This is a genomic window from Acinetobacter nematophilus (assembly GCF_026344175.1).
GTDB classification, from domain to species: domain Bacteria; phylum Pseudomonadota; class Gammaproteobacteria; order Pseudomonadales; family Moraxellaceae; genus Acinetobacter; species Acinetobacter nematophilus.
Window position 1 is genome coordinate 100710 of record NZ_JAPKMY010000009.1, and the last position, 13255, is coordinate 113964.

Sequence of the window (13255 nt, forward strand, 5' to 3'; positions counted from 1 at the left end):
TGTATTTTAGATTTATTTTGAGAATTGAGTTTTATGCAAATTTACTTGGCGAGAAATAACCAACAAGCTGGACCCTATTCAATAGAACAACTGAATCAGATGCTTGCGAGCCAGCAGGTATTATTAACTGATTTAGCTTGGCATCAAGGAATGACTGAATGGAAAGCACTTGGTGAACTTACACAAGGTAAACTTGTCTATGAACCTGTTGGTTATATTGCACCGACAACTTTTACACCTGAACATCCCGCTCAGCAAAACCAAGCAATTACCAACATAAAAGTTGAAAGATCCACTAAAAAAGCAATTAAAGCTGCACCTGTAGGCAAGCGTATTTCAGCAAAACTCGTCGATTTTGCAGTATTGTTTTTACCGCAAATTCTTGCGATTGCTTATTTTATGCCTGAAAGTGCAGTCAACATTGCTGAAGGCGGATTTTCTAGAGAAAGCCAAATGCAGATCGCTGAAATAATCAGTAAAAGCATACCAAACTATGTCAATATTGGTTTAATGATATTCGTATTGGCAATCTTGATTATTCAATGTTTTATGATTACTAAGTCTGGTCAGTCGATTGGTAAAAAAATATTCAAACTTCAAATCGTTGATGTGAATACCAATGAACTACCGGGGTCATTCAGAGGCTTTTTTGTACGTTCGTTTTTATTTCTAATTCTCTCTCAGTTGATGAGCATTGTTCCACTTATTGCAATTGTATTTATTGTTGATTTATTTATGTTTTTTTCAAAAAATAACTTTGCACTCCATGATCGTCTAGCAAAAACCAAAGTGATTGATCTTGCAGAATAAATGAAATGGCGGTGACCCCGCCATTTTTGATACTAAATCACGAAAAAATAATAATTTATGTTTTTGTTTTTTTTATAATTCCGACTAAAAATATCAGGTATTTTTACATTAATATATTCATGCCCTATCTATAGCTAAGTTTGCCGATATGAGGCATAATGCCCTACAACGTAGCGGTGTCAGATCATTGAGAATGTTTTCTATTTGTAAACAATAGTCATTTTCAATCATGCGACACTTTAATCGCTATCCCATATTTATATAGGGAATGGGACTCTTCACCGAGGTTGTAAAATGAGACAAACGACTTTAGCTGTATTGTCTTTATCTGCGATGGCTGCACTCTTAACAGGGTGTGGTGGTGATTTAGTACTTCTAAACTCGAAAGGTCCAGTTGCTGAAGGTCAAAGTAGCCTGATGATGACTGCGATCTACTTAATGCTTTTGGTCGTAATTCCTTCGATCTTAATGGCATTGTGGTTTGGTTGGAAATATCGCGCGTCGAATAAAGATGCAGACTATAAACCTACATGGGCACACTCGACTGCAATTGAAATTGTCGTATGGGGTATCCCGTGTATTATTATTGCTATTCTTGCGTATTTAACATGGTGGGGTTCACATAAGTATGATCCTTACAGACCATTAACAAATACTCAAGGTCAGATGGAAGAACATTTAAAAATTCAAGCTGTCGCTGAACAATTTAAATGGGTATTTATCTATCCTGAACAACAGATAGCTACAATTAACGAAGTTCGTTTCCCAGTCAATAAACCAATTGAATTTCAAATCACTTCTAACTTCACAATGAACTCTTTCTTCATTCCTAAGTTAGCAGGTCAGGTTTATGCAATGGCAGGTATGCAAACTAAGTTACATATGCTTGCAGAACATCCAAGTCCAGCAGAAGGCTACCGTGGATTCTCAGCGAACTATAGTGGCTATGGCTTTACGCAAATGCGTTTCCGTGCTCACGCTGTTTCTGATGCTGATTTCAACGCATGGGTAGAAGCAATCAAGGCAGGCAAAGGTACTTCAATTAATCCTGAAGCCATCCAAAAAGCTACACTTGATGCGACTGAATTTGCTACGCTCAAAGATGGTGACCGTTCTAAACACCAGATTGAAGCAATGCTGAACAATGCGCATACGCCAGAAGAAATTAAAGCTGCACACGAAGCTGAACGTAAAGGTCCATTCCCTACTAAGCCTCATCCTGTGACTTATTATTCTTCAGTTACGCCTGACTTGTTCAAGAGCATTATCAACACTTACATGAGCAACTATCATGGTGCAGACCATGCAGGTGCTGAACATGCAGGTGCTGAACATGCAACTGCTTCTGTAGGGGAATAAGACATGTCTTTGTTATTAGGTAAACTCAATTGGGACGCGATCCCTAAAGAGCCTATTGTACTTGTGACAATGGTCGTTATGGCCCTTGGCGCAATTGCAGTTTTAGGCGGTATCACCTATTTCAAAAAATGGGGATATCTCTGGAATGTATGGTTTAAATCAGTAGACCATAAAAAAATCGGTATTATGTATATCCTTGTATCTGTAGTGATGCTACTTCGTGGCTTCGCTGATGCAATCATGATGCGTCTTCAACTGTTCCTTGCAAAAGGTGGCGGTGAAGGTTATTTACATCCAGACCACTACGATCAGATCTTCACCGCACATGGTGTAATTATGATCTTCTTCGTAGCCATGGGTCTAGTTGTAGGGATGATGAACATTACTGTACCACTTCAAATTGGTGCACGTGACGTTGCATTCCCATTATTGAACTCTGTAAGTTTCTGGTTATTTGCTGGTGCTGCTGGTTTGATGATGGTTTCGCTTGTATTAGGTGAATTTGCTGCGACTGGTTGGATGGCTTACCCTCCACTTTCAGGCATTCAATATTCTCCTGGTGTTGGTGTTGACTACTATATCTGGGCACTTCAGGTTTCGGGTCTAGGTACGCTTCTGACAGGTGTTAACTTCTTTGTTACCATCATTAAAATGCGTGCGCCTGGTATGAAACTTATGGACATGCCGATCTTTACTTGGACTGCACTTTGTACAGCCGTTTTGATCATCGCATCGTTCCCAGTATTAACAGCAACTATTGCAATGTTAACACTGGACCGTTACTTCGATTTCCACTTCTTCACCAACGAGCTTGGCGGTAGCCCAATGCTTTACGTGAACTTGATTTGGACTTGGGGTCACCCAGAAGTTTATATCTTGGTATTGCCTGCTTTTGGTCTTTACTCAGAAATCGTTTCAACGTTCTCTCGTAAAACGTTATTCGGTTACAAATCTATGGTGTATGCAACAATTGCAATTACTGTACTGGCATTTGTCGTATGGTTACACCACTTCTTTACCATGGGTGCTGGTGCCAACGTTAACGCGTTCTTCGGTATCATGACCATGATTATTGCGATTCCTACTGGTGTGAAAATCTTCTCTTGGTTATTCACCATGTATAAGGGTCGTATTACATTTACATCACCAATGTACTGGACACTTGGTTTCCTTGTGACTTTCGGTATCGGTGGTTTAACTGGTGTATTAATGGCTGTTCCACCAGCTGACTTCTTAGTACACAACTCATTGTTCCTGATCGCTCACTTCCATAACGTAATTATTGGTGGTGTAGTATTCGGTATGTTCGCAGGTATCACTTTCTACTGGCCAAAAATGTTTGGTTGGAAGTTAAATGAGACTTGGGGCAAAGCATCTTTCTGGTTCTGGTTCTTTGGTTTCTATTTTGCATTCATGCCACTTTATATCCTTGGTTTCATGGGTATGACTCGTCGTTTGAATACATATGACAACCCTGAATGGGATCCGTACCTGGCAATCGCTTTGTTTGGTGCTGTACTTGTCGCTATCGGTATTGCTTGTTTCTTAATGCAAGTCATCGTAGGTTTCTTACAACGCCATGACAACATGGACCACACTGGCGATCCATGGGATGGTCGTGTACTTGAATGGTCTACTTCTTCCCCTGCTCCGTTCTATAACTTTGCTGAAATTCCAAAAATCAATGGCATTGATACTTTCTGGAATGACAAAGAAAACGGTGTTGCTTATGCACGTCCTGAGAAATATGAAGATATTCATATGCCAACCGACCGTGCTGCAGGCTTTGTTATCGCGTTGTTCATTACATCAATGGGCTTTGCTTTAATCTGGCATATCTGGTGGTTAGTCGTTGTAACTTTCCTTGGTGCTGTTATTAGCTTCATCGTAAGTTCATTCACTAAAAAAGTGGACTACTATGTACCTGCTGCTGAAGTAGAACGTATCGAAAATGAACGTTATGCTTTACTTGAAAAACACTTGAAGAAGGACTAAGGATATGGCTGAAGTACTTCATCACGACAACCATGGACATGATGAACATCATCATCACGATGATACAGACATCACCGTCTTTGGTTTCTGGACATACTTGATGAGTGACTTGATTTTATTCGGTACACTCTTCATCGCGTTCGCTGTATTAAGCAGTCATATTCCGCCTGGTACGCCAAGTCCCAAAGAGTTATTCGGTGAGTCTTTAGGTTTCGTCCTTGTAGAAACTTTTGCTCTCTTGATTTCTTCTGTGACTTTTGGTTTTGCGGTTCTTGCTTCTTACAAGAAAAATGTCAACCAAGTGCTTATGTGGTTAATTATCACTTGGCTCTTTGGTGCAACATTCATCGGTATGGAACTTTATGAGTTCAATCATTTAGTTCACGCTGGTCATGGTCCGAGCCACAGCGCGTTTTTATCTGCGTTCTTCACACTTGTTGGTACGCACGGTATTCACGTAACTTCTGGTTTAGTCTGGATGATCGTGTTGATGGTTCAAATCAAGAAATATGGTTTGACACTACCTAATACGCGTCGTCTTGCTTGCCTAAGCTTGTTCTGGCACTTCCTTGACATCGTTTGGATCTGTGTATTCAGCGTAGTTTATTTACTGGGAGCTTTATAATGAGTCATGATCATAATGCTGCTGGTGCTTCGCACGGAAACATCAAACAATACTCGATCGGTTTCATCCTTTCTGTCGTTTTGACCATCATCCCATTTGGGATGGTGATGAAAGGCATGACTGGTGGTGCAGTTGTTGCAACAATCGCGATCACCGCTGTTGCTCAGGTTCTTGTACAGTTGATTTTCTTCTTGCACATGAACTCATCTTCTGAACAGCGCTGGAATGTGATTGCATTCATCTATACGATTCTGACGATTGCAGTTCTCTTAATTGGTTCTGTATGGATCATGAACTACTTACATTCAAACATGATGCTCTAGGGTGTCATGTTGAAAAAATATCTATTCCTGACTAAGCCAGGAATTCTCTTTGGTAACTTCGTTACCACTTTGGGCGGCTTTTTCTTAGCCGCTCAAGGTTCAGTAGATTTCCTTTTACTTCTCATCACACTCATTGGTACAACACTTGTTGTTGCTTCCGGTTGTGTTGTGAATAATGTCATTGACCAAGACATTGACCAAAAAATGCAACGCACAATGAATCGTGCGCTTGTCAAAAAGACCATCAGTCCAACAGTTGCTTTATTTTTTTCTGCTGTACTTGGTTTAATTGGCTTTGCTTTGTTGTGGTTTTTTGTCAACGCCTACGCATTTGGCTTTGCTGTACTTGGCTTTGTTGTGTATGTGATTTTTTATAGTCTTTGGAGTAAGCGTACTACAATTCATCAAACTGTGATTGGGAGTATTTCTGGCGCAAGCCCTCCTGTAATTGGATATACTGCTGTTTCCAATGAATTTGATATTGCTGCTTTGCTGATTTTTTTAGCTTATGCGCTTTGGCAAATGCCACATTCTTGGGGAATTGCAATCTATCGTTTTGACGACTATAAAAATGCAGATATTCCTATTTTACCTGTAGCACGTTCGATTTTTCGAACCAAAGTTGAAAGTTTGATTTATGTTGTACTTTTTGCTGCGGTTTTAAATGGTTTATATTGTTTTGGCTATACCAACATTTTTTTCTTAATCACGTTTAATGCTTTGTGTGCTTATTGGCTGTATTTGTCAATTATCGGGTTTAAAGCAGAAAATGATCAGGTTTGGGCAAGAAAATATTTTTTGTATTCAGTAATTTTAATTACAGCGCTCAGTTTTAGCTTTAGTTTTAGTTACGTCTCCCCTGCACCACATTTGCCACTGTTTTAAAAAAGATAGAGTTTACTCTATCTTTTTTTATCTGCATAAATAAAATTAAAATATTAAAATCCTTATTATAATGATAAGCACTTTATGCTTTTTAAAAATAAAATACTTCAATATGTCCTTTTTGTCGGTTTACCTTTGGTTGTTTATCCTACTTCTGGTTTTGCTGGCGCTGCGCAAGAAGTCGCATCACCAACTTTTGACCTAAACACTCATCAATATCGTATATTAAACCTCCCCGTACTCTATCCAACCAACGACAATAGAACTAACATAATGCTACTGCTAAGTGACAAAGGTTTAGCAACTATCAAAGCATTTGAAGTTGATAAAATGAGTTTATGGGATACGTCTAGTGGCTTAGTCCCTTTTTATCCCACCGAATTAACTCAAGCATCTGAAAATAAGATCCCAAACAAACGTGCTTTTTATAATGTAAATGATCACGTCTATGATGAGCGCTGTATAACGCTAAAATCTGGTGCTGAAGTTTTTCTTAAACAAGTTTCAAATCACAAAAAAATGTCTCAAGACGAAAAAAGTAGCTTGTTAGAACAACGAAATCAGATCAAAGATTGTCAACAAACAATTCCACTGATTCAAGTCAATGCACAATGGACACAGTCCGCTCAACAGTATGCTTCTTATTTAAATGGGATCATTTTATTTTATAAAGCTAACTATTCCTCAGCAACTAAAATATTTACAGCATTAAGCCAAGTTAATGACCCTTGGTTAAAAGAAACAGCTCAATACATGCTCATCCGCACTACATTAAATGAGCTGTATAGCCAGTCATTAGGAACTTACGGCGATTTAGACACTCAAAAAGTTGATCAATCGCTTCTTAAAACTTTTTTTAATCGCATTACTGATTATTTTAAGCTTTACCCTAAAGGTCAATACGTAGCCAGTGCCAGAGGTCTTTTACGTCGAGGCTACTGGATTGCCAATCAACAAGATGCGCTAGTTAAAGAGATGATTTGGCAGATGGATCACCCCAAATCAGATTATTACAATCTCGACATGTCCACATTTGCGGCCGAAATAGATCGTAAGGTCTTTGGTTTAGAAAACTTCAACGCAAAAACGCTCAATGATCCTTTCTTTTTAGCCATCTATGATCTTATGCATATGCGTCAGAGTGATTCTACGCAGTACCGGCCAATTAGCTGGTCTGAGTTAAATGCACAAAAACCTGTATTTAAGGAACAACCTGAACTGTTCCGTTATTTACAAGCTGTTCATTTACATTTTATTCAAAAAAAATCACAAGATGCATTAAATTATTTACCAGAACAAAAAATCAATTCCATTCAAAATTATTTAGAACTCAGCCAATACACGCTTAAAGGGGTTATTCTTGAAAAAAGTAGTGATAAGAATCTGGTTGAACAATATTGGAATCATTTATTCGCAATTTCTTCTAATCCTTATCAAAAAAATTTGGCAGAAGTCGCCCTAGCGATTCATTATAAAAACACCAATAACCAAAATGCCTTTTTAGGAAATAATTCAAAAATCAAACAAGCAAGCTTACAGAAAGCATTCATTACTCAAATTGCCGATGTCAAAGCATTGGAAAGCATTATTACTGCCAAAGACAGTTCATCAGATAAAAAGAATCTGGCTTTATATACATTATTAAATAAAAGCTTAATGACTCAAAACTATATGGTATTCAACAAAGCCTATACCACATGGTTACCTCAAGATGCCTCAGAATACAAAGCATACAACAGTAAAATTAAAGCTTATAAGTCAGAACCCCTCTTTGAAGTTTTTGTTTGGAATGGTCATGAAATTACACCAACGCTCAAATGCCCTAAATTAAGTGCCTTAACAGCTGGCTTAGAAAAAAATCCGAAAAATTTAACTTATCGTTTATGCCTAGGCGAATATATGCGTAATCAAGGCAGTGCTTTAGAAAATTTTTATGGTGACTATTACTATGGTCCAAGTTTTAGCCAGTCGAAAAATGCCTTTATAGGTGAAACTTTTAGTCGTGGTGAGGTTTATAAAGAAATTATTAAATCGAATTCTAAAAGTGAGTTACAAGCTTATGCACTTTATCGCGCTGTTATGTGTTATTCGCCGAGTAGTATAAATGTCTGTGGTGGCACAGACGCTACAAAATCCACACGCAAACGATGGTACGCACAGATTAAACGTGACTATCCAAATACCACATGGGCAAAATCTTTAAAATATTATTGGTAGCTGATTCATGCTTAAACAGATTTTCTCGGCTCTACTGACAATCCAATGTTGTTTAGGATTAATGGCATGTCAACCGAGTCAATCTGCGACAGCCTCAGATCAGGTCAATGCAAATGACTACAATGCCTTTTGGATTTGGGGAAATATCAAGTCTGCGCCTTACTTAAGTAAAGCAAAGGAAATCTATATTTTACAAGGTGAAGTTAGGCTGGAGAAAAATTCCAACCAATCTATCTTGATCCAACAGGGCATTTCTGTGGTTAAAATTCCACATCAGAAAGTATGGTTAGTTTTTCGAAATCATCATTTAAATTGGCAAAGCACTGAAATAGAAAAAATTTTACAACGCGTTCGACAGTGGGAAAGTGCAGGCAATCATATTCAAGGTATTCAAATTGACTTTGATGCACCAACTAAAAATTTAAAAGCATATGGCTTATATCTACAACAGCTTAGAAAGCAGTTACCACAGCATTATCAACTCAGCATCACCAGTTTGATGGATTGGGCCAATCTGCGTGATCCAGATACACTTAGGCTATTTAGAGAAAATATTGATGAGATGGTGATTCAAACTTATCAAGGCTCTACGACTATTCCAAATTATCAGACTTATTTGACCAAGGCTTCAACATTGAAACTGCCTTATAAAATTGGCTTGGTACAACATGGTAAATGGGATCAGCAACTTAAATTTGATACTGATCCAAACTTTAAGGGCTATGTGGTGTTTTTATTACGACAAAATAAATCATAAATTAATCCAACCCATAAATTCACGTTTTTGTTTTAATCAATTTATCTTCTAATTGAGTAACCCAATTAACTTCCAAAAAAAACTGAGTCGTTCTCAAACCGAGCAAACAAATCATCCATTCTTTCAGCATATTTAAGATCCAATTGATGCCATAGTTCTTGGGGAAGTGGGATAAATTCCAATGTGTCTGAACCCTCAGAAGCTTTACTGAAACGGATTTCATACTCAGGATGTAAAATTTCATTGAGTGCTCGTAAAGTTGTATCACGATCAGCACCTTTACCTTGATAAGGTATAAGCAATGATTTTTCACCGAACTGAATTGTAATGGTAAATCCCTGTTTATTATCAGCACCTTCAAGTTTTGCAGACAGTTGACCAGTTTCTAGAATTTTTTCACAATATTCAATAATTGCATTATCTTCTTCTCCCCAATCCACCACCATGACAATGTCATAACGTCCATCAAAAACATTGAAATAGAAGTCTTGGTTAGGATTTTCAATATAAGATTCAATAGTTTCAAGTTTTTCAGCACTGTAGTTTGTCATAATGGATATCCATGTTTTTATTATTTTTAATCTAAATAATTGCTCCGTGAAATTCAATCTTGGTTCTGTATAATATTTACGGGCTCTCCCAATAAATAATTGAATAATAAATTGTGTTTGCTTACAAACTTTCCTATAATAGGCGCTCGCAATTTTTGCGGCATAATCTATTGCTTTTAACTATTGTCTAAAGCATTACAGATTGTGACTCCTTGCTTCATTCTTTTTGAATGGGGCTGTATAAACCGTAAGGAGCTGACAATGCGTCACTACGAAATCGTAATTCTGGTACACCCAGACCAAAGCGATCAAGTTGTGGGAATGGTAGAACGCTACATTTCTCACATCAAAGATGCTGAAGGTCAAATTCACCGTCTTGAAGATTGGGGCCGTCGCCAATTGGCTTACCCAATTAACAAAATTCATAAAGCGCACTACATTTTGATGAACATCGAATGTAACCAAACTACGCTAAATGAATTAGAAGAATTGTTCCGTTATAACGATGCAATCCTTCGTAACGTGATTATCCGTCGTGAACACGCAATCACTGAAGAATCATTACTTGCTAAGAGTGCTGAAGAAAAACGTGCGCGTAAAGCTCAACGTGAAGAAGCACAACAAGCTCAAGATTCTGTTGAAGCATAAGGAGAACATCAATGGCACGTTTTTACCGTCGTCGCAAGTTCTGCCGCTTTACAGCTGAGAACGTTACGTACATCGACTACAAAGATATCGACACTTTAAAACAGTACATCACTGAAAATGGCAAGATTGTTCCTAGCCGTATTACAGGTACTAAAGCTCGTTACCAACGTCAATTGGCGCTTGCTATTAAACAAGCTCGCTACTTAGCGTTGATTCCTTACACTGACAATCATAAGTGAGGTTGAGCCGTGGATATTATCTTATTACAACGCATTAAAAACCTTGGTAAATTAGGCGATAAAGTATCAGTTAAAGCTGGTTACGGCCGTAACTACTTAATCCCTCAAGGTAAAGCAGTTGCTGCGACTGAAGCAAACACTGCTGCTTTTGAAGCTCGTCGTGCAGAACTTGAGAAAGCTGAAGCTGAAGTTTTAGCTGCTGCTCAAGCACGTGCTGATCAATTGAACGAAGTGAATATCGTTATTACTGCGAAAGCGGGTGATGAAGGTAAACTATTTGGTTCAATCGGTACTCGTGACATCGCTGACGCGTTAACAAATGCTGGTCTTGTTGTAGACCGTGCAGAAGTTCGTTTACCGAACGGTGCGCTTCGTCACACTGGTGAATTCAACATCGCAATCCAATTGCATCATGATGTTGTTGCTGAAGTTCTCGTTACAATCGTATCTGAGTAATTTCCGACCAAAAAAAAGAGCATACTTTTGTATGCTCTTTTTTTATCTTTAAATTTTGACTTTTATCAAAGTCTTTTACTCTACACATCCCTGGCTTATCGGTATTACTGTTAGATACTTTTCGCATTTTGCATTAAGATAAGTGAATACTCTAGTATATCCATACATCACGTTAATCACGTTTTCGTACGATTTAAAATCAAGGTCTTATATGTCTCAGGCAACCGCCACAGCTCAACAGAATTCTTTTAATGCTGATGCAAAAAATAAAGACAATGCACAGTTAAAAGAATTTCGTACGCCACCCCATAATCTGGCAATTGAACAAGCTGTACTTGCTGCATTAATGACTGTCGCTGAGTCTTTTGAACAAGTCAGCGATACTTTAAATGAAAATGATTTTTACGCAACGCGCCATAAATATATCTTTCGTGCAATCGAGAAACTTGCTCAAGAAAGTTCTCCCTATGATGCAGTTTTAGTCAATGATTGGTTAATTAAACAAAATTTACTAGATGCTATCGGTGGTGAAGAATATTTGATGCAATTGATGGCGGATTCCCCTTCAAGTTTTTATAACTTAGAAACCTATGCTGGGAAAATTAAGGAATTTGCGACTTTAAGAAATATGATTAAGGTCGGTAATGAGATTCTGCAAAATGCATATGACACCAAAGGCCGTGATGTCAGTGAAATTTTAGATCTTGCTGAGACCAATATTTTCTCTATTGCAGAACAACATAACAATAATGCTAAGGCACAAGGTCCTAAAGCAATTACTTCCGTAGTTGCTGACGTATTTGATAAATTAAATGAACTATCGCAACTGGACGGCAATATCACAGGTTTAACCACAGGTTTTATGGAGCTAGACAATAAAACTTCAGGTATGCAACCCGGAGATATGATTATTGTCGCAGCTCGTCCGTCCATGGGGAAAACCACATTTGCCATGAATCTGGTTGAAAGTGTTTTGTTCAACTGTGATTTACCAGCATTGGTTTTCTCAATGGAAATGCCAGCAGATTCCATTGCAATGCGCTTGATCTCAGCTTACGGTAAAGTCCATCAAGGACATTTACGTTCAGGAAAACTGGATGGTGATGAATGGTCTAAAGTGACTGGTACAATTTTACAGCTTCAAGAAAAGCACCTCTATATCGATGACTCTTCTGCACTCCCGCCAACAGAGGTCCGTGCCCGTGCACGGCGTATTGCCAAACAACATGGTGGCAAGCTGGGATGTATCATGATCGATTATCTACAGTTAATGAAAGTGCCCGGTATGGGCGATAACCGTGTAGGTGAGATTGGTGAAATTTCACGAAGCTTAAAAGCGCTTGCTAAAGAAATGATGTGCCCTGTTATTGCATTATCACAGCTTAACCGTTCTTTGGAGAACCGTCCAAACAAACGCCCAGTTATGTCAGACTTACGTGAATCAGGTGCGATTGAGCAGGATGCCGATTTAATTATGTTTATCTACCGTGATGAGGTATATAACAAAGAATCAAAAGAAGCCGGGACTGCTGAAATCATCATTGGTAAACAGCGTAATGGACCTATTGGTACAGTACGCCTCGCCTTTGAAGGTCAGTATACGCGATTCAGTAACCTATCTCCTGAGTACTATGCTCAGTATGAAGACGAAGAATAAGTTTGATCTTAGCCGTAAAGAGACTTTTACTCAAATCTTGGATTTTAAAGTCTCTTTCAATTCATCAATATTTCTGATCCAGTCGTCATAGTCATCTGAATCCTGCCATAGCTCATCCAATTCAGAACTTTCAGAAGTCAATAAATTTAATGCAAGCAAAGCTTTTGGAATCAAGGCATAATTGTGCTTATTTTTATTCTGCGCCAACCATTTTTCTACAGATTCAGGAAAGTATTCGTTATCCGCAATCTCCTCTGTAAAAGATTTAGCTAAAACTTCTGCTGCTGCATAGGCAATACATCCCAGATCAGCATCAATAAACTCTTCTGTGGTCATATCGATGATTTGATCAAACGCATCCTCAATTACGTCATAACCGTCATGCTCTTTGAATTCATATGCCCAATCACTGGCTGTATCATTCCCAAAAGGTTCATGTGACCATGTTCCCATACACGTCTACCTTAATCATGAAGCTGAATATAAAATGTACGATTTTGTAAAAAAAATAAAGATCAATATTTTTACAAATTATGTTTAGCCAAAAGTACAAGAATTTTATCGATACAAAATCAATAACCCATTAAAAACATAAATGTTCATGTCCATTTAGTCTTGATCGGACTACAATAATCTTGGTTCTGATCATGATCTTTTTAAGACAACATAGAACCATCACTACATTTCCAACAGCATAATTTCATCAGTTTTATGCTGTATTTGCCATTCCCAA

Annotated in this window: 14 protein-coding genes; 12 read left to right on the top strand and 2 right to left on the bottom strand. The window is 38.1% G+C overall.

Annotated elements, in window-relative coordinates:
• Positions 1–33: 33 nt before the first annotated feature.
• The 8 genes from OSH00_RS15585 (at position 34) to OSH00_RS15620 (ending at position 8971) form a co-directional block, all read left to right on the top strand.
• On the top strand, positions 34–810 hold the full coding sequence (locus tag OSH00_RS15585; RefSeq protein WP_266131206.1) for an RDD family protein: 777 nt from the start codon (positions 34–36) through the stop codon (positions 808–810).
• A gap of 294 nt (positions 811–1104) precedes the next feature.
• Entirely contained in the window at positions 1105–2169 is a 1065-nt protein-coding gene (gene cyoA, locus OSH00_RS15590; RefSeq protein ID WP_266131207.1) for a ubiquinol oxidase subunit II, read from the top strand.
• Between the two features lie 3 nt (positions 2170–2172).
• Positions 2173–4164, top strand: coding sequence for a cytochrome o ubiquinol oxidase subunit I (gene cyoB, locus OSH00_RS15595; protein ID WP_004824415.1), 1992 nt, complete (start codon positions 2173–2175; stop codon positions 4162–4164).
• A gap of 4 nt (positions 4165–4168) precedes the next feature.
• Positions 4169–4789 (top strand): cytochrome o ubiquinol oxidase subunit III, encoded by a 621-nt coding sequence (gene cyoC / locus OSH00_RS15600; RefSeq protein ID WP_196076435.1) that lies wholly within the window; start codon positions 4169–4171, stop codon positions 4787–4789.
• Positions 4786–5112 carry a cytochrome o ubiquinol oxidase subunit IV gene (gene cyoD / locus OSH00_RS15605; protein WP_026040388.1) on the top strand — a complete coding sequence of 109 codons (327 nt, stop codon included), beginning with the start codon at positions 4786–4788 and terminating at the stop codon, positions 5110–5112. The genes cyoC and cyoD overlap by 4 nt, the downstream gene beginning before the upstream one ends.
• Positions 5113–5118: 6 nt before the next feature.
• The gene (gene cyoE / locus OSH00_RS15610; RefSeq protein ID WP_266131208.1) at positions 5119–5997 is read left to right on the top strand and encodes a heme o synthase; all 879 of its coding nucleotides are present in this window, start codon (positions 5119–5121) and stop codon (positions 5995–5997) included.
• A gap of 84 nt (positions 5998–6081) precedes the next feature.
• On the top strand, positions 6082–8214 hold the full coding sequence (locus OSH00_RS15615; protein ID WP_266131209.1) for a PA5441 family protein: 2133 nt from the start codon (positions 6082–6084) through the stop codon (positions 8212–8214).
• 7 nt (positions 8215–8221) lie between these two features.
• Positions 8222–8971: a DUF3142 domain-containing protein gene (locus tag OSH00_RS15620; RefSeq protein WP_266131210.1), complete on the top strand. Its 750-nt coding sequence runs from the start codon at positions 8222–8224 to the stop codon at positions 8969–8971.
• Positions 8972–9036: 65 nt separating this feature from the next.
• Here OSH00_RS15620 and OSH00_RS15625 read toward each other — a convergent pair whose 3' ends face one another.
• Positions 9037–9522, bottom strand: a complete 486-nt coding sequence (locus tag OSH00_RS15625) for a hypothetical protein (protein ID WP_266131211.1) — start codon at positions 9520–9522, stop codon at positions 9037–9039.
• A 261-nt stretch (positions 9523–9783) separates the two neighbouring features.
• Between OSH00_RS15625 and rpsF the strand changes: the two genes are divergently transcribed.
• From rpsF to dnaB, 4 genes are all read left to right on the top strand, one after another.
• On the top strand, positions 9784–10170 hold the full coding sequence (gene rpsF, locus OSH00_RS15630; RefSeq protein WP_004824425.1) for a 30S ribosomal protein S6: 387 nt from the start codon (positions 9784–9786) through the stop codon (positions 10168–10170).
• An 11-nt stretch (positions 10171–10181) separates the two neighbouring features.
• Positions 10182–10409 (top strand): 30S ribosomal protein S18, encoded by a 228-nt coding sequence (gene rpsR / locus OSH00_RS15635; protein ID WP_004719336.1) that lies wholly within the window; start codon positions 10182–10184, stop codon positions 10407–10409.
• 9 nt (positions 10410–10418) lie between these two features.
• The gene (gene rplI / locus OSH00_RS15640) at positions 10419–10865 is read left to right on the top strand and encodes a 50S ribosomal protein L9 (protein ID WP_004824427.1); all 447 of its coding nucleotides are present in this window, start codon (positions 10419–10421) and stop codon (positions 10863–10865) included.
• Between the two features lie 211 nt (positions 10866–11076).
• Positions 11077–12522, top strand: coding sequence for a replicative DNA helicase (dnaB, locus tag OSH00_RS15645; RefSeq protein WP_196076967.1), 1446 nt, complete (start codon positions 11077–11079; stop codon positions 12520–12522).
• Positions 12523–12552: 30 nt separating this feature from the next.
• Here the strand turns inward: dnaB and OSH00_RS15650 are convergent, their stop codons facing one another.
• The gene (locus OSH00_RS15650; protein WP_266131212.1) at positions 12553–12975 is read right to left on the bottom strand and encodes a DUF4259 domain-containing protein; all 423 of its coding nucleotides are present in this window, start codon (positions 12973–12975) and stop codon (positions 12553–12555) included.
• Between the last annotated feature and the right edge of the window lie 280 nt (positions 12976–13255).